General features: G+C 68.1%; 12 protein-coding genes. 7 read left to right on the top strand and 5 right to left on the bottom strand.

The genetic code is table 11. The annotated features are described in order from the left end of the window. Positions 1-24 precede the first annotated feature (24 nt). Together AB0M22_RS14940 and rraA are read left to right on the top strand one after the other, a co-directional pair. Positions 25-390: a DUF5313 family protein gene (locus AB0M22_RS14940; protein WP_364725829.1), complete on the top strand. Its 366-nt coding sequence runs from the start codon at positions 25-27 to the stop codon at positions 388-390. Positions 391-476: 86 nt separating this feature from the next. Next, complete coding sequence (rraA, locus tag AB0M22_RS14935; protein ID WP_364725826.1) at positions 477-968, top strand: ribonuclease E activity regulator RraA; 492 nt, start codon at positions 477-479, stop codon at positions 966-968. Positions 969-978: 10 nt separating this feature from the next. On the opposite strand, the gene AB0M22_RS14930 is transcribed toward rraA, so the two are convergent. Next, positions 979-1,197, bottom strand: coding sequence for an RNA-binding S4 domain-containing protein (locus tag AB0M22_RS14930; protein ID WP_040729260.1), 219 nt, complete (start codon positions 1,195-1,197; stop codon positions 979-981). Positions 1,198-1,340: 143 nt separating this feature from the next. Between AB0M22_RS14930 and lysX the strand changes: the two genes are divergently transcribed. The 4 genes from lysX to AB0M22_RS14910 all read left to right on the top strand — a co-directional run bounded on the left by lysX (position 1,341) and on the right by AB0M22_RS14910 (position 6,126). Beyond that, a complete protein-coding gene (gene lysX / locus AB0M22_RS14925) occupies positions 1,341-4,661 on the top strand; it encodes a bifunctional lysylphosphatidylglycerol synthetase/lysine--tRNA ligase LysX (RefSeq protein ID WP_364725821.1) in 3,321 nt (1,106 codons plus the stop codon). Positions 4,662-4,818: 157 nt separating this feature from the next. Beyond that, positions 4,819-4,992 carry a hypothetical protein gene (locus AB0M22_RS14920; protein WP_364725818.1) on the top strand — a complete coding sequence of 58 codons (174 nt, stop codon included), beginning with the start codon at positions 4,819-4,821 and terminating at the stop codon, positions 4,990-4,992. A gap of 99 nt (positions 4,993-5,091) precedes the next feature. After that, positions 5,092-5,703 (top strand): histidine phosphatase family protein, encoded by a 612-nt coding sequence (locus AB0M22_RS14915; protein ID WP_364725815.1) that lies wholly within the window; start codon positions 5,092-5,094, stop codon positions 5,701-5,703. 147 nt (positions 5,704-5,850) lie between these two features. Continuing rightward, positions 5,851-6,126: a hypothetical protein gene (locus tag AB0M22_RS14910; RefSeq protein WP_364725812.1), complete on the top strand. Its 276-nt coding sequence runs from the start codon at positions 5,851-5,853 to the stop codon at positions 6,124-6,126. Positions 6,127-6,200: 74 nt separating this feature from the next. On the opposite strand, the gene AB0M22_RS14905 is transcribed toward AB0M22_RS14910, so the two are convergent. From AB0M22_RS14905 to aroQ, 4 genes are all read right to left on the bottom strand, one after another. Next, a complete protein-coding gene (locus AB0M22_RS14905) occupies positions 6,201-7,100 on the bottom strand; it encodes a cutinase family protein (protein WP_364725809.1) in 900 nt (299 codons plus the stop codon). A 703-nt stretch (positions 7,101-7,803) separates the two neighbouring features. Further along, positions 7,804-9,273, bottom strand: a complete 1,470-nt coding sequence (locus tag AB0M22_RS14900) for a glutamate synthase subunit beta (protein WP_364725806.1) — start codon at positions 9,271-9,273, stop codon at positions 7,804-7,806. A 59-nt stretch (positions 9,274-9,332) separates the two neighbouring features. Beyond that, positions 9,333-13,982 (bottom strand): glutamate synthase large subunit, encoded by a 4,650-nt coding sequence (gltB, locus tag AB0M22_RS14895; RefSeq protein WP_364725803.1) that lies wholly within the window; start codon positions 13,980-13,982, stop codon positions 9,333-9,335. 873 nt (positions 13,983-14,855) lie between these two features. After that, positions 14,856-15,440, bottom strand: coding sequence for a gamma subclass chorismate mutase AroQ (gene aroQ, locus AB0M22_RS14890; protein WP_364725800.1), 585 nt, complete (start codon positions 15,438-15,440; stop codon positions 14,856-14,858). Between the two features lie 274 nt (positions 15,441-15,714). On the opposite strand from aroQ, the gene AB0M22_RS14885 reads away from it, so the two are divergent. After that, positions 15,715-17,427, top strand: coding sequence for a DUF4407 domain-containing protein (locus AB0M22_RS14885; RefSeq protein ID WP_364725796.1), 1,713 nt, complete (start codon positions 15,715-15,717; stop codon positions 17,425-17,427). The last annotated feature ends 46 nt before the right edge of the window (positions 17,428-17,473 follow it).

Genomic DNA, 17,473 nt, shown 5'->3' with positions numbered 1-17,473 from the left:
ATACCACAGGCATAGCCTTCAGGTATGAACAATCCCACAATCAGGCAGCGGATCGCCTACGATCTGGGCCGCGAGCTCCCCGCGGAGCTGCACGAGTGGGTCATCCGCGACCTCGTCGGACACGGGGCCATGGAACGCTATCTCGTCCGGTTTCTCGGGCCCGTCATCCCGTTCTTCGCGCTGGTACTGCTCTTTCCGGGGCCGATGCCGCTCAAGATCGGCTTGATCGTGATGATGATCGTCCCGATGGTCATCTTCACCGTGGCGCTCAGCTATGTCTGGCGCCGCTACCGTCTCGTCCAGCACGGGTTGAATCCCGATCTGGTCGACCGCGCCAAGTTCTCCGAGCACGATCGGGAGATGTACGAACTGCACTACGGGCACCGTTAGCGGCCCTCGGCATACCTATAGCGATCGATGTCACAGCGGGAGCGGCCCTTCCGAAATTGCCGCTCGGCCACCCCTAAGCTGGGCTGGTGACCGAATCGCAGAATGAAGTTGTCGCCACTGCCGACCTGGCCGACGAGATCGGCCCCGAGATCCGCAGCTGCGACACGCAGTTCATCCAGTTCGGCGGCCGCGCGGCCTTTTCCGGCCGGATCACCACCATCCGCTGCTTCCAGGACAACCTGCTGGTCAAGCAGACGCTCGGCGAACCGGGCCAGGGCAAGGTGCTGGTCGTGGACGGCGACGCGAGCGTGCACACCGCGCTGGTCGGCGACATCATCGCCGGGCGCGGCGTGGACAACGGCTGGGCCGGCGTGATCATCAACGGCGCGGTGCGCGACTCGGCGATCCTGCGCACCCTCGACATCGGCATCAAGGCGCTGGGCACCAACCCGCGCAAGAGCACCCAGACCGGCAGCGGCGACCGCGACGTCCCGGTCGAGTTCGGCGGCGTCACCTTCGTGCCCGGCGACGTGCTCTACAGCGACCACGACGGTGTCGTGGTCCGCGCCGAAGACTAGAACAGGCAGGTCAGACCGACACCCTCGCCTGATGGCCGGCGAGGGTGACGACGTCGCCAATCTGCAACTGCCGCCCGCGCCGCAGTTCCACCTCGTCGTTCACCCGCACCAGACCGGAGGCGATCACCGTCTTCGCCTCCGAGCCGGATTCGATCAGATTGGCCAATTTCAGGAACTGACCGAGCCGAATGCCTTCGTCATCGATCGGTACGTCGACTGGTTCTGCCATGCGTTACATCCTTACCTGGCCTCGGGAATCGGTAAACGCCAGCCCCCGCGCGGGTCGCTGACACGCGTGTGCGACGCGCCGAGAACCGACATGCCCGGGAGGTCTTCGAGCACCGCGACGGCGGCACCGTACACACTGGTTCAGTGACCACCACGCAAGCCCGGCAACACCTGATCGAACCGCCCGCGGACAGACCGACCCCACCGGTCCCCCATCGGGGGCACGGACGGCTGGCAGAGGTCCCGCATATCGCGGGTCTGGTGCTCGGGGTTTTCGCGGTGGCGTGTTTCCTCTGGAGCCTCTCGCCCGGCTTACGTTTCCTGACCCAGGTACCACGCCGCTACATCGACAACTATTACTTCGACGCGCCCGACACCAACCTGATGTGGGCGCTGATCATCGGCCTGCTCGCGGGCGCGCTGGCCAGCCGCAAGCGCATCGCCTGGTGGCTGCTGCTGGGTTATGTGTCGCTGTACGCGCTGGCCGACGGCCTGGATTTCGCCGACACCGGCAATATCGACGCGCTGGTCGCGATGATCGTGCACCTCGCGGTGATGGGCGTGCTGATCGCGGCCTGGCGCGAGTTCTACACGAAGGTGCGCCGCGGGGCGGGCTGGAAGGCGCTCGGCGTGCTGATCGGCGGCCTGACGGTCGGCTGCATGCTCGGCTGGGGTCTGGTCGAGTTGTTCCCCGGATCGCTGCCGCGCGGCGCGCAGCGGCCCGGCTGGGCCATCTATCGGGTAACCGCAGCGGTGCTGGTGGACAACGAACACTTCGACGGGCACCCGCGCCCGTTCGTCAACTTCCTGCTCGGCCTGTTCGGCGCCATCGCGCTGCTCGCCGCGGTGATCATCCTGCTGCGCTCGCAGCGCGCGGCCAACGCGATGACCGGACGGGACGAATCCGCGATCCGCGGCCTGCTGGAGCGCTCCGATCTGGAGGACTCGCTCGGCTACTTCGCCACCCGCCGGGACAAGGCGGTGGTGTTCGCGCCGAGTGGTAAGGCGGCGGTCACCTATCGGGTGGAGCTGGGCGTCTGCCTGGCCAGCGGTGACCCGATCGGCATCCGCGAGGCGTGGCCGCAGGCGATCGACGCGTGGTTGCGGCTGGCCGACCAATTCGGCTGGGCCCCAGCGGTCATGGGCGCCAGCGAGCTGGGCGCGACGTCCTACCGGCGGGCCGGCCTGTCCGCGATCCGGCTCGGCGACGAGGCGATCCTGGACACCAGGACGTTCTCCCTGGCCGGCCCCGAGATGAAGCCGGTCCGTCAGGCCGCGAACCGGTTGCGCAAACACGGCATCACGGTCCGGATCCGCAGGCACCGCGACATTCCGGCCGACGAGTTCAAGCAGGTGATCGCCCGCGCGGACGCCTGGCGCGACACCGAGACCGAGCGCGGCTTCTCGATGGCGCTCGGCCGGCTCGGCGATCCGCTGGACGCGGACTGCCTGCTGGTCGAGGCGGTGAACGGGCAAGATCGGGTGCTCGGCATGCTGTCGCTGGTCCCGTGGGGCCGCACCGGCGTCTCGCTGGAGCTGATGCGGCGCGACCCGCACGGCCCGAACGGCGTGATGGAGCTGATGATCTCGCAGCTCGCGCTCAACTCCGAGCAGCAGGGAATCACCAAGGTCTCGCTGAACTTCGCGGTGTTCCGCTCGGTGTTCGAGGAGGGCGGGCGGATCGGCGCCGGTCCGGTGCTGCGGCTGTGGCGCGGTGTGCTGCTGTTCTTTTCCCGGTGGTGGCAGCTGGAGGCGCTGTACCGCTCCAACGTGAAGTACCAACCGCACTGGGTGCCAAGGTTTTTCCTGTTCGAGGAGCGCAGGCAGCTGCCTCGGGTCGCGGTGGCCAGCGCGCTCGCCGAGGGCTTCCTGCCGCGCTTCGGCAAGGAACCCGACACCATCACCCACACCGGCATGCACAGCGCGGTGCCCGCGACCATGACCGGGCTGCACGCCGACGGCAGCCCGCCGGAGCCCGGCCCGGTCGAGGGCACCGAGCAGCTGCCGCGCCGCCCCGAGCAGGTGCGGGTGCGGATGGACAAGCTGGACCGGCTCACCACGTCCGGCGTCGAGGCGTACCCGGTCGCCTACCCGCCGACGCACACCGTCGCCGGGGCCAGGCAGTCGCCGCGCGGCACCACGGTCCGGGTCTGCGGCAGGCTGCTGCGCATCCGCGACTACGGCGGCGTGATCTTCGCGGTGGTGCGGGACTGGACCGACGACATCCAGCTGGTGATCGACCGGGATCGGGTCGGCGCCGAGCGCAGCGCGGAGTTCACCGAGTTCTTCGACCTGGGCGACCTGATCGAGGTCAGCGGTCAGATCGGCAGCAGTCGCCGCGGCGAGCTGTCGCTGCTCGCGGCGGACTGGCGGATGCTCGGCAAGTGCCTGCATCCGTTGCCGGACAAGTGGAAAGGCCTGTCCGACCCCGAGGCGAAGGTGCGCCAGCGCTACGTCGACATGGCGATCAACCCGGAGACCAGGGAGGTGCTCGCCAAGCGCAGCGCGGTGGTGCGCTCGCTGCGCGACTCGTTGAACGCCTGGGGTTATCTGGAGGTGGAGACGCCGATCCTGCAGCAGGTGCACGGCGGCGCCAACGCCACCCCGTTCCTCACCCACATCAACGCCTACGACCTGGATCTGTATCTGCGGATCGCGCCCGAGCTGTACCTGAAGCGGCTCTGCGTCGGCGGCATGGAGAAGGTGTTCGAGATCGGCCGGACCTTCCGCAACGAGGGCGTCGACTTCAGCCACAACCCCGAGTTCACCATTCTCGAGGCGTACGAGGCGCACAGCGACTACGAGCGGATGATGCACGTCTGCCGCCAGCTCATCCAGGACGCCGCGCTCGCGGCGAACGGGGCGATGGTCGCGTTGCGGCCGCAGAGCGACGGAACCTATGCGCCGGTGGACATCTCCGGCGAGTGGGCGGTGAAGACGGTGCACGGCGCGGTGTCCGAGGCGATCGGCGCGGAGGTCACCCCGCAGACCGGCCTGGAGCAGCTGCGCGAACTGTGCGACAAGGCCGAGGTGCCCTATCAGCACGGCTGGGACGCCGGGCAGGTGGTGCTGGAGATGTACGAGCATCTGGTCGAATCCCACACGGAGGAACCGACTTTCTACATCGACTTCCCCACCTCGGTGTCCCCGCTGACCCGCGCCCATCGCAGCATCGAGGGCGTCACCGAACGCTGGGACCTGGTCGCCTGGGGCGTCGAGCTCGGCACCGCCTACAGCGAACTCACCGATCCGGTCGAGCAGCGGCGCAGGCTCACCGAGCAGTCGCTGCTCGCGGCCAACGGCGACCCGGAGGCGATGGAGCTCGACGAGGACTTCCTGCAGGCGCTCGAGCACGCGATGCCGCCCACCGGCGGGCTCGGCATGGGCGTGGACCGAGTGGTCATGTTGATCACCGGACGCAGCATCCGCGAGACCTTGCCGTTCCCGTTGGTGAAGCCGCGCTGAACGAAGCATTGCCGGCGAAGGGTGCACAGGCGACGAATCGGACAGCTACGCTTGGGAATCGGGCCGGGGCGGCCGAGAAATCTTCGGCCCCGGGAGGAGACCGATAACCGAGATGGGGTTCGAAAATGTATCTTGACCTGCTGACCAATTGAGCCTGGTGGACCACAGCGCTTGGGCGAGCCCGGACACCTGGAACTCGGCAATGGAACTGGCGGCCAAGAAAAAGAAGCGCGGCAGCGGTGGGCTGATCATCGGCGGGCTCTGCTGCCTGCTCGTGGTCGCGGCCATCATCGGCGGCGTCTACCTGCTGATGCGGCGCCGCAAGCAGTAACCCCGACAGCCGAAACGGCCCGGTTCGCAACACGCGAGCCGGGCCGTTCGCGTCCCGCCCGGATCGAGGGTTCGCCATCGATGCGGCAGAGTGGGGCGGGTGCAGTTGATCCTCGTTCGCCATGCCCAGCCGCGCCGGATCGTGAACTCGGCCGGTCCCGCCGATCCCGAGCTCGCGCCCGTCGGCGTCGAGCAGGCCGACCGGGTGCCTGCCGCGTTGAGTCAGCATCGGATCACCCGGGTGGTGAGCAGCCCGCAGCGCCGGGCGCGCGAGACCGCCGCGCCGACCGCGGCGAAGCTCGGGCTCGGCGTCGACATCATCGACGACCTGGCCGAATACGATCGCAACCTGCCCGCCTACATTCCGATCGAGGACGCCAAGGTCGAGTTCCGCGAGGTCTACGAGCGGATCAAGGCCGGATACATCCCCGACCAGATCGACGGCAAGGCGTTCAAATCCCGGGTACTGGACGCGGTCACCGAGATCGCCGCGGGCACCGATCCGGCCGACACGGTCATCGCGTTCACCCACGGCGGCGTGGTCAACGTGCTGCTCCAGGAGATTCTCGGGCTGGAACGGCCGCTGACCTTCCCGATCGACTACTGCTCGATCACCCGAATCCTGTTCTCCCGCACCGGGCGGCGGACCGCGGCGACGATCAACGAGAACGGGCACGTCTGGGACCTGTTGCCGCGCAATATCAAAGCCTGAGCGGTTCATTCACAGACGATTGGCAGGGACGTCGCACCGGCGTCCCAGGCGCGGAACCTTCTATGGACCCGGTGAGCCACTACCCCCGAAGTGGCCCACAGTTCGAGAGAAAGGAATTCCGTGTTGCTCTCCAGAACATCGACGTCCATGCGGCGCCTCGTCGGCATCGCCGCGGCGGGCGCGCTCATCGCCGTCCCGGTCGGCGCGCTCGCGGCCACCGCCTCGGCCGAGGCCCCGGCGCCGGACGCCACGATCCAGGTCCAGGCGGCCGGTGACGTGGACCAGCAGGGTGCCGACATCAGCCGGCCGCATCACAAGCACCGCCCGGACGGCCCCCGCCGGCACCACCGCCCGGATCCGGGCGCCGCGCCGCAACAGCTCCAGCAGTTCCAGCAGCTGCTCCCGCCGACCGGCTCCGGATAGATCCGGCTCGAACCCAAAAGCGAAGGCCCACCGCCTGTGGTCGGAGGTGGGCCTTCGCTTTTGTGCTGGGTGGATCAGGCCATGCCGGCGATCCAGTTGTGCATCCAGGAGACGGCGGTCTGGCCGCCGCCGACCGGGTAGCTGCCGTACAGGGTGTGCGCCTGCGACTTGTAGAACCGCTCCAGGTCCTTGGCCCGCTGCTCGTTGGCCGAGTCGGTGAGCTGCGCCTGCAACGTCGGCACGCCACCGTGCGCGAACAGGTCGTTCATGATGTTTCCGGCTTCGATCTGGTAGCGCCACATGTTGGCCGGGTTCGCGTCCGAGGCCTGCGCCATGAAGCCGGCGAACCGGGTGACGAAGTCGTCCGGCGCGGTCGCGCAGTACAGGTCCTCCACCGCGCAGATGGTGCGCGAGCGGTCGGCGATCCAGCCGAAGCCGCCGACCCGTGGGCCGCCGGCGCCCGCGCCGGGCGCGGGCGGGCCGACCTGGACGTCGGTCGGCGAGCGGCGCGGGTCGGAGATCAGGCCGACGCCGGAGATCCGCTCCGGCGCAACCACACTGAGCCCGGTGCCGATCTCGGCCGCGAGATCACCCGCGGCGTCGGCGCCCTGGCTGTAGCCGACCAGCGCGATCTTGGTCGCGCCGCACGAGTGCGCCATGTCCGAGATCAGGCCGCGCGCCCGGTCGACGGCTTCCTTCTTCGAGTTGCCGTAGACCTCGCCCTCCCACGGGAAGGCGGTCGCGGCGTAAGTCACGTAGTCGACCTCGGTCGAGCGAGGCAGATTGTTGGTGACGCCGGCCAGCATGCCGGGCTGCGGCTTCTTGTCTTTGCCGGTCTCCCAGGTACCCGGGATCGCCACCACGTAGAGGTTAGGGCAGCCCGGATCCGCGGTCGCGGAACCGGCGCCGAACACCATGCCGGACAACACCGTCGCGGATGCACCAAGAGCCGCGACAACCTTCTTCAACTGCATACCGCTCCAGTCCAAACCAATGCCCCTCGTGGGCATATCCCCGACAAGTTGCGCACCAACTCTGAACCCGACGAGTGACCGTCCAGTGCACGCTGGGTTAACTCCAGCCACCCACCGATATGACGGCTACGACCCTCAACCCACATCCCAAGATCAGCAGCGCGACGGGATCACAATAAAGGTCCGCGGCCGCCGACGCCATCCGAAACCCCGGTCCACGTCCGTTTTCCGTCGAATGCCCAAACCTCAACGTCCCCAGCACAACCCGGCACCCAACCAGGCCGCGACCGGCGCCGGACCACCACTCGCCGACGAGCAATCAGAGAGCAATCATGAACTCTCGGCGATATTCACTCCATAAGACCAGCTAAAACAGCTTTTAAGGCATCGAGGTTCTGCGCACTGCCTCGAGCATTGGCAAACATCGAGAGCGCTGCCGCAATATCGGCCGCTCACCGAAATTCCCGCGTCCGGAATCCGTTGACGGCCAGAAACATCCCCGGGAGTGTCGCGCGCCACCCGCCCGCGGCAAATACGGAGAAACCCTGTCCGCTATGTCCCGCGCGGCAGGTATGTCCGGTGCGGCGGGGTCCGATTGCCGTCGGCGCCTTGTCAATTGAACGTGGCCGCCGAAGAACAAAGGCGCCCGCGGACATCATTGTCCACAGGCGCCTTTTCCGCTCCGGTAAGAGAGGGGTTCAGCTCATCGCTGCGCGACCATGGTGGGGGTGATCGGCGCGGGCAGCGCCGTCTCACCTTCCAGGAAGCGGTCCACCGCGGCGGCCGCGGCGCGGCCTTCGGCGATGGCCCAGACGATGAGGGATTGGCCGCGGCCCATGTCGCCGGCGACGAAGACGCCGGGGATGTTGGTCGCCCAGTTCTTGTCCCGCTGGACGTTGCCGCGCTGGTCGTAGCCGACGCCGAGATCCTCGAGCAGGCCGGGCTTCTCCGGGCCGGTGAAGCCCATGGCGAGCAGGACCAGGTCGGCGTCGAGGGTGAAGTCGGTGCCGTCGACCTTTTCGAAGCGGCCGTTGGCCATCTTGACCTCGTGCGCCTGCAGGCCGGTGACCTTGCCGTCGGCGCCGGTGAAGCGCTCGGTGTTCACGGAGAACACCCGCTCGCCGCCCTCTTCATGGGCCGAGGACACCCGGAACATGAGCGGGTAGGTCGGCCACGGCGTCGAGGTGGCACGCTCCTCCGGCGGACGCGGCATGATCTCGAACTGGTGGACGCTGGCGGCGCCCTGCCGGTGCGAGGTGCCCAGGCAGTCGGCGCCGGTGTCACCGCCGCCGATGATGATGACGTGCTTGCCCTTCGCGTGGATGGGCGGCAGGCCGTCCTCGTCGGTGACGTCGTCGCCGAGCTGCACCTTGTTGGCCCACGGCAGGAACTCCATGGCCTGGTGGATGCCGTCGAGTTCGCGGCCGGGGATCGGCAGGTCACGCGCGACGGTGGCGCCGCCGGACAGCACGATCGAGTCGTACTGCTCGCGCAGCTGCTCGGCGGTGATGTCCACGCCGACGTTCACGCCGGTCTTGAAGATGGTGCCCTCGGCCTCCATCTGCGCCATCCGGCGGTCGATGAAGCGCTTCTCCATCTTGAATTCCGGGATGCCGTAGCGCAGCAGCCCGCCGATGCGGTCGGCCCGCTCGAACACGGTCACGGTGTGACCGGCGCGGGTGAGCTGTTGCGCGGCCGCGAGACCGGCCGGGCCGGAGCCGACGACGGCGATCTTCTTGCCGGTCAACCGGGTCGGGTAGACCGGGGTCACCCAGCCCTCGTCGAAGGCGTTCTCGATCAGGTCGATCTCGACCTGCTTGATCGTCACCGGGTCCTGGTTGATGCCGAGCACGCAGGACGCCTCGCACGGCGCCGGGCACAACCGCCCGGTGAACTCCGGGAAGTTGTTGGTCGCGTGCAGCCGGTCGATGCCCTCGCGCCACTGGCCCTTGTAGACCAGGTCGTTCCACTCGGGGATCAGGTTCCCGAGCGGGCAGCCGTTGTGGCAGAACGGAATACCGCAGTCCATGCAGCGGCTGGCCTGCCGTTGCAGGGTCTCCTTCGGATATCCCTGCTCGTAGACCTCTTTCCAGTCCATCAACCGCAGTTCGACCGGCCGGCGGGTGGGGAGCTCCCGCGAGGTGTGCTTCAAAAATCCTTGTGCGTCAGCCACGTTCGGCCTCCGTAATCTTGCCTGTGGACGTCGGACTCAGCGGTGGGGTGCGGTGCAGGCTAGCCACGGGCCGCCTCCATGATCGCTTCGTCCACGTCCTTGCCCGCCTTCTCCGCCTCGGAGATGGCCAGCAGGACCTTCTTGTATTCGCGCGGCATGAGCTTGACGAAGTGGTTCACCTGCTGCGACCAGTCGCCCAGAATGCGTTCGGCGACAGCCGAACCCGTCTGGTCGCGGTGCTGGGTGATGATGTCGCGCAGCCAGGTGAAGTCGTCACCGGAGAGCTGCTCGACCGCGTCGGCCTGCTCGGGGTTGAGCCGAGACTCGAAGGTGTCGTTCGGGTTGTAGACGAACGCGACGCCGCCGGACATGCCTGCGCCGAAGTTGCGTCCGGTCTCGCCGAGGATGACCACCCGGCCACCGGTCATGTACTCCAGACCGTGGTCGCCGACGCCCTCGACCACCGCGAGGGCGCCCGAGTTGCGCACGGCGAACCGCTCGCCGACCACGCCGCGGATGAACGCCTTGCCGTTGGTGGCGCCGAACAGGATCACGTTGCCCGCGATGATGTTCTCCTCCGCCACGAACTCGGCCGGTGCGTTGAGCGACGGGCGCACCACCAGGTGGCCACCCGAAAGTCCCTTGCCGACATAGTCGTTCGCGTCACCCTGCACGCGCAGCGTGATGCCGGCCGGCACGAAGGCGCCGAAGCTGTTGCCCGCGGAACCGGTGAAGGTGATGTCGATGGTGTCGTCGGGCAGGCCCGCGCCACCGTAGAGCTTGGTCACCTCGTGGCCGAGCATGGTGCCGACGGTGCGGTTCACATTGGTGATCTTGGTTTCGAACTTCACCGCCTGGCCGCGCTCGAGCGCGTCCCGGCTCTGCGAGATCAGCTGCTGATCCAGGGCCTTGTCCAGGCCGTGGTCCTGCGTCTTGGTGCAGCGCCGGTCCTGGTACATGAACGCGGTCTCGACGTTGTCGAGGATCGGCGACAGGTCCAGCTTGCTGGCCTTCCAGTGCTGCTTGGCCTTGGCGGTGTCGAGCAGGTCGACCCGGCCGATGGCCTCGTCCAGCGTGCGGAAGCCCAACAGCGCCAGGTGTTCCCGGACTTCCTCGGCGATGAACAGCATGAAGTTCTCGACGAATTCCGGCTTGCCGGTGAAGCGTTCGCGCAGCACCGGGTTCTGCGTCGCGACACCGACGGGGCAGGTGTCGAGGTGGCAGACCCGCATCATGATGCAGCCGGAGACCACCAAAGGCGCAGTGGCGAAACCGAATTCCTCGGCGCCGAGCAGCGCGGCGACCATCACGTCGCGGCCGGTCTTCATCTGACCGTCCACCTGCACGACGATCCGATCGCGAAGTCCGTTGAGCAGCAACGTCTGCTGGGTCTCGGCCAGGCCGAGTTCCCACGGGCCGCCCGCGTGCTTGAGCGAGGTGAGCGGCGAGGCGCCGGTGCCGCCGTCATGGCCGGAGATCAGCACCACGTCCGCGTGCGCCTTGGACACACCCGCCGCGACGGTGCCGACGCCGGGCTCCGCAACAAGTTTCACGTGAATCCGCGCCTGCGGGTTCGCGTTCTTCAGGTCGTGGATCAGCTGCGCCAGATCCTCGATCGAGTAGATGTCGTGGTGCGGCGGCGGCGAGATCAGGCCGACGCCCGGCGTCGAGTGCCGCACCTCGGCGACCCACGGGTACACCTTGTGCGCCGGAAGCTGGCCGCCCTCACCGGGCTTCGCGCCCTGCGCCATCTTGATCTGGATGTCGGTGCAGTTGGTCAGGTAGTGCGCGGTCACGCCGAAGCGGCCCGACGCCACCTGCTTGATCGCGCTGCGCCGCCAGTCGCCGTTCTCCTCCGGCTCGAAGCGGGCCGGCGATTCGCCGCCCTCACCCGAGTTCGACCGGCCGCCGAGGCGGTTCATCGCGATCGCCAGGGTCTCGTGCGCCTCCGCCGAGATGGAGCCGTAGCTCATCGCGCCGGTGGAGAACCGCTTCACGATCTCCGAAGCCGGCTCGACCTCGTCGATCGAGATCGACGCGCGCTCCTTCTTGAACTTGAACAGGCCGCGCAGCGAGGCCAGCCGCTCGGTCTGGTCGTCGACCAGCTTGGTGTACTCCTTGAAGATGGAGTACTGACCCGAGCGGGTCGCGTGCTGCAGCTTGAACACGGTGTCCGGGTTGAACAGGTGGTACTCACCCTCGCGCCGCCACTGATATTCGCCGCCCACCTCGAGCTCGCGGTGCGCGCGCTCGTTGCGGTTCTCCAGGAACGCGATCCGGTGCCGCTCGGCGACGTCGGCGGCGATGTCCTCGAGGCCGATGCCGTCCAGGTGCGAGCGCAGGCCGGTGAAGTACTCGTCGGCCAGGTCCTGGGACAGGCCGATCACCTGGAACAGCTGCGCGCCGGTGTAGGACGCCAGGGTGGAGATGCCCATCTTGGACATCACCTTGAGCACGCCCTTGCTCGCGGCCTTGTTGTAGTTGTAGACCGCCGTGCGGAAGTCCGCGGCGTGATCGCCGGTGCTGCCGGGCATGTCGAGCGCGCCGCGCTCCAGCATGTCCTCGATGGTCTCGAAGGCCATGTACGGGTTGATCGCGGCCGCGCCGAAGCCGACCAGCATGGCCATGTGGTGCACCTCGCGGGCGTCACCGGCCTCCACGACCAGGCCGACCATGGTGCGGGTGCGCTCGCGCACCAGGTGGTGATGCACCGACGAGGTCAGCAGCAGCGACGGGATCGGCGCCAGCTTCTCGTTGGACTCGCGGTCGGACAGCACGATGATCCGCGCGCCGCCGTCGATGGCGGCCGAGACCTGGGTGTTGATCGCCTTGAGCGCCTTGCGCAGTCCCTTGCCGCCCTTGGCCACCGGGTACAGGCCGCGCACGATCACCGAACGCAGCTCGGGCTGCGAGCCGTCGTCGTTGATGTGCACCAGCTTGGCCAGCTGATCGTTGTCCAGGATCGGCTGTTCGATGGCGATCTGCTTGCACGACTCCGGGCCGGGGTGCATCAGGTCGGCCTCCGGGCCGAGCGCCCGGCGCAGGCTGGTCACGACCTCTTCCCGGATCGCGTCCAGCGGCGGGTTGGTGACCTGCGCGAACAGCTGGGAGAAGTAGTCGAACAGCAGCCGGGGCCGCGACGACAGCACCGCGATCGGGGTGTCGGTGCCCATCGAGCCGAGCGCCTCGCCGCCGGTCTTGGCCATCGGCGAGATCAGCAGGTTCAGTTCTTCGTTGGTGTATCCGAAAATCTGCTGCCGGATCAGCACCCGGTCGTGCGACATGTGCACGTGCGGGCGGTCGGGCAGGTCCTCGAGCTTGGTCACACCCGAGTCCAGCCATTCCTGGTACGGGTGCTCGGCCGCAAGGTCGGTCTTCAGCTCGTCGTCGCCGACGATGCGGCCCAGCGAGGTGTCGACCAGGAACATGCGGCCGGGTTGTAGTCGGACCTTGCGGACCACCTTGGACGGATCGATGTCGAGCACGCCGACCTCGGACGCCATCACGACCAGGCCGTCGTCGGTGATCCAGATGCGGCTGGGGCGCAGGCCGTTGCGGTCGAGCACGGCGCCGACCACAGTGCCGTCGGAGAAGCACACCGACGCCGGGCCGTCCCACGGCTCCATCAGCATCGAGTGGTACTCGTAGAAGGCGCGACGCTGCTGATCCATCGTCTCGTTGCGTTCCCACGCCTCGGGGATCATCATCAGCACCGCGTGGGGCAAGCTGCGGCCGCCGAGGTGCAGCAGTTCCAGCACCTCGTCGAAGCGCGCGGTATCGCTCGCCCCCGGGGTACAGACCGGGAAGATCTTCTCCAGCCGGTTGTTGCCGGCCGAGTCGATGCCGAAGATGTCCGAACGCAGCAGCGCCTCGCGCGCCCGCATCCAGTTCTCGTTGCCGGTGACGGTGTTGATCTCGCCGTTGTGCGCGACCCGGCGGAACGGGTGCGCCAGCGGCCAGGACGGGAAGGTGTTGGTGGAGAAGCGCGAGTGCACGATGCCGAGGGCGGACTCCACCCGGCTGTCCTGCAGATCGAGGTAGAAGGCGCGCAGCTGCGGCGTGGTGAACATGCCCTTGTAGACGAAGGTCTGCCCGGACAGGCTCGGGAAGTACACCGACTCCTTGCCGACCGTGCCCTCGCCCGGACCCGCCTTGCCGAGCTCGTGCTCGACCCGCTTGCGGATCACGTACGCGCGGCGTTCCAGGTCCATTCCGGACAGTTGCTCGGCCGCACCCCGCGGGGAGCCGAGGAAGACCTGCCGGAACGTCGGCATCGCGTCGCGGGCCAGCGCACCGAGCGACGACTCGTCGATCGGCACCTCGCGCCAGCCGAGCACGGCGAGGCCCTCTTCCTGCACGATCCGCTCCACGCCGTAGGCGGCGCGGGCGGCCTCGCGACGGGCCTGCGGCAGGAAGGCGATACCGGAGGCGTAGGAGCCCTCCGGCGGCAACTCGAAGTCCACGATGGCGCGGAAGAACCGGTCCGGAATCTGGATCAGGATGCCGGCGCCGTCACCACTGTTGGGCTCGGCGCCTGCGGCACCACGGTGCTCCAGGTTCAACAGAGCCGTAATAGCCTTGTCGACGATGTCGCGGCTGCGGCGGCCGTGCATGTCGACGACGAACGCGACACCGCAGGAGTCGTGTTCGTTCGCCGGGTCGTAGAGCCCGACGGGTCCAGGTGACCTGTGGCCAGGAAGTTGCATCATGCCTCTGCCTTCAAGAAGGGCGTTCGACGAAAAAGAAATAGGCAATTCCGTCTGAATGCCTCCGTACAAGACTGCGCCCGTACGTTCCGAAACCAGCCGCGCTGATGGTCTTCGGCGTGCAGTCACGTCTCCAGTTGTTCACCCGCTTCAGTGACGTAGTGGGTGCTCGTCGGTAACAGATCCCTAACGAGATCCTTACCTCCAAGCGGGTTCCGGCCCGCTACGCTGAGCACCGGTTAGGAGCTGCCCGAGCGGGCGAGGGTGCCGAGCATTCTGTGTTCGGCGTAAGAGCAAACGATAAGTCAGGTCCGGGGCCCAACCAACTTAGGTTGCACTAATAACCGGGTCTAGCTGGGCTTCTTCATTCGGTCCTCCACGTGTGCGCGTCGTCCAGTGTAAAGCAGCGAGTACCCCATGATCGATCCTGCGGCACTCGAGGCCAGCCGCCTGCCGCCGGCGCGCGAGAGCGGCCCCAAACCTCGCAAAAAGGTCAGGAAACCGCTCTCACCTGCATCGAAGATGATTTCCCTCGCTCAGCACCCGGCAAACCACTCTGCGGCGGCTAACTCGAAAGCGGGGTGGATGAGAGATTTCCGACAGGGTCCTGACGAGCCTGCGCCGGGATCCGACCGTCCGGATTCTTTTGCTCGCTGTGGCTTTCAGCACACATGCAGCAAACACGGCGGAGTGGTATTCGACACATTTTGGTCACCGAAACCTATACGCCGTCAGGCGGTAATAGACGCGACTTATTGCGGGCGGGCGGGCTTTTCACCGAATATTCGCCGACCAGGTGAACTCACGGCCTGAAGCCGGCGCTTAAAAAGGGGTTTAGGGCGTCCTCAGAACCGTTCTGCGCGCGCCGCGCAGCGTTCAACGCGGCGCACACAGTGCCGCTGCGGCACGCACCAGCGCGGCCTGATGCAGCGCGTCGGTATTACCCGCGCCGAATACATCGAAGACGCTGTAAGCCAATCTTTCCGCACAATCCGGGGCGGTCAGTTCGGCGCGCCGCGCGGCCAGCTGGTCGACGATCTCGACGTTCACCCGGTCGATCACCGGACGCACCGAGGCCAGATCGGGGGCCGTAGCGGGCGCGGCGGCCGGGTCGAACCGCCAGCGGGTGATCAGGCCGCGCTGCACGATCTTGTTGGACTCGATCTGCGCGGCGAACACCTGCCGCACCCAGCGTTCCGGCAGGTCGAGGTCCGCACCCAGCCTGGCCATCGCGTCGTAGACCACGGCCTCCCTGGCCGGATCGTCGATGGTGGGCTCGGCGCCGGTCGGCGCGGCGCTCGCCCACTTCGCCGCGGCCACCGCGTCACCGGTGTCCAGGCGCTCGAGCACCAGCGCGACCAGGCGGTCCAGCGATCCGCGATCGCTGCCCGGATCCGCGTTCGCGCTAACCGGCGACACGATCAGTGCCGCCGACATGATCATCAGCGTGACGAACCGCATGGGCTGACCTCCCGAGATGGTGCGCGCGGAAACGGATCATCGAGTCAGAGTAAGGGAACCCGGCCGCGCGTTCCGGCCGCCGACGGCCGGGAAACACCCTGCGCCGGACCGCTTCCACCGCCACGTAGCCGCACCACATCGGCGGTTTTGTGAGCCTGCCCACATACGTCCGATGCCACTCGGTGTGTCGGGGGCAGTCCTGTCACGCTGTGACAACGAAACCGTGACGGTTGAGCCCGCGAAATCCCCTGGGACCAAGAGGATGTGAGTTCCCATGACCCTCACCGGCTTGTTCACCTGGCTCGGCGGGGGTCAGCACAGCGAAGTCGCCTACCGCCACGAACACACCAGCTACGCCGTCACCGGCGTGGCCGTGCTGGTGTTCGCGGCCGTGTCCGGCCTGATCACCGGGTTCGCGCTGGCCTCGACCGGCACCTGGGCGGTGCTCGCGATTCTCTTGGTGGCACTGCTCGTCGCGGCGCTCGCGGGCGCGATCGCGCGGGCGCTGGCCACCGCGCGCCCCGGCGGCGGACCCGACCGGCTCGGCCTGCTCGGCCGCCTCGCCCTCGCGGTACTGGCCGGCGGCCTGATCGCCGAGCTGGCCGCGATCGTCGTCTTCGGCGGCAGCGTCGACCAGACCCTGGACGAAAGGGCCCAGCGCTCAGTCGCTTCCGCACCCCAGGTGGTCACCGCGCGCGCCGCGCTGGACCAGGCCCGGGCCGACCGGAGCACGCTGGATCAGTCGATCGCCAAGGCGCAGGCCGAGGTCGACCGTTCGCTGACCATCGCCCGCTGCGAACTCAGCCCGAGCCCGGAGTGCGCGCAGCTGCCGATCACCAGGGTGCCCGGGCGCGGACCGGAAGCCCAGATCGCCAACGACATGCTCGACGACGCCCGCAAGCAGCTGGCCACGGCGCAGGGCCGGGTCGAGCCGCTGGATCAGCGCATCGCCGACGACGAAAAGGCGGTCACCGCAGCCGAATCGGCCGCGTTCAGCACCGCCGACCGCGGCCTCGGCGCGCGCTGGCAGGCGATGAACGACTACACCACCCAGCACGGCGGCGCCATGCCGCTGCGCATCCTGACCATCGTCGCGTTGATCGCGCTGGCCCTGCTGCCGCTGCTGCTGCGCTGGTGGCGCGGCCAGACCTCGTTCGACCGGCGCACCGCGTTCCTGGATGTGCAGGACCGGGCCGAGCACGAGGCCGACGCCGCGATCGCGATCAAGCGGGCCGAGACGCGCGCCGAGGCCGAGGCGCTGCGCGCCGAACAGCAACTCACCGCCGCCCGCCTCGCGGTCGAGGCGGACACCGCCATCGACCGGGAGCGGCAGCGCACCCGCATCGTCGCGGCCATCGGCGGGCTGGAGATCGGCATCAGCGAACCGCCGCGCCGCCCCGAACTACCAGCCGCACCGGCTGACGACCGAAAGGACAGCTCCGTGTCTGCCGAAGGATTCTCGAACCTACCCGTGCCGGTCACCGCGCGCGCCCTCGCGCCGAACACCGGCGTGCCCGCCCGACTGCCCAAGACCGGTGGCGGCCTGGAACTCCCGCTGATCGGCACGGTGCCGTTCACCGACACCGCGGCCCGGCTGATCCGCCCGCTGGTCCCGTCCTTCGTGGCCAACGCGATCGACAACGCCACGCACCCGCTGCGCACCGCCAGGCAGGCGTTCGAAGAGGTCGAGGAGATCACCTTCACGCTCAAGCGCACCCGCAAGGTCACCATCGACACCCAGGACTCGCACGCGCCGGGCGGATATCAGCTCGCACCCGGCTCGCCGGAGGCCCTGCGCGCCCAGCACCTCGCGGCCACCGTGGTCGACGCGGACTACGGGCAGCAGGACCCGCGCTACTCGGCGCTGCCGGAGGGTTCCGGCGACCAGTCCTACGGCCTGCCCGGTGCCCGGCGCGACGAGCTCGGCGGCCGCCGGCAGTCCGGGCTTCCCGGCCGCGACCAGCGGGAACTGCCACGCGGGCGCTGATTGCCTACCGTGGGGGCCATGCGACGCGTTCGAGCGAACCGGGCCC

This window comes from Nocardia sp. NPDC051756 (genome assembly GCF_040681495.1).
GTDB lineage: Bacteria > Actinomycetota > Actinomycetes > Mycobacteriales > Mycobacteriaceae > Nocardia.
The sequence above is the reverse complement of the archived record's forward strand: the minus strand, read 5'-3'. Positions and strand labels throughout refer to the sequence as shown.

Bases quoted from the DNA above. Each gene is read 5' to 3' on its own strand.
- AB0M22_RS14940 (WP_364725829.1), top strand. From the start codon at position 25: ATGAACAATCCCACAATCAGGCAGCGGATCGCCTACGATCTGGGCCGC.
- AB0M22_RS14905 (WP_364725809.1), bottom strand. From the start codon at position 7,100: ATGCAGTTGAAGAAGGTTGTCGCGGCTCTTGGTGCATCCGCGACGGTG.
- AB0M22_RS14885 (WP_364725796.1), top strand. From the start codon at position 15,715: ATGACCCTCACCGGCTTGTTCACCTGGCTCGGCGGGGGTCAGCACAGC.
- aroQ (WP_364725800.1), bottom strand. From the start codon at position 15,440: ATGCGGTTCGTCACGCTGATGATCATGTCGGCGGCACTGATCGTGTCG.
- gltB (WP_364725803.1), bottom strand. From the start codon at position 13,982: ATGATGCAACTTCCTGGCCACAGGTCACCTGGACCCGTCGGGCTCTAC.
- AB0M22_RS14910 (WP_364725812.1), top strand. From the start codon at position 5,851: ATGCGGCGCCTCGTCGGCATCGCCGCGGCGGGCGCGCTCATCGCCGTC.
- AB0M22_RS14930 (WP_040729260.1), bottom strand. From the start codon at position 1,197: ATGGCAGAACCAGTCGACGTACCGATCGATGACGAAGGCATTCGGCTC.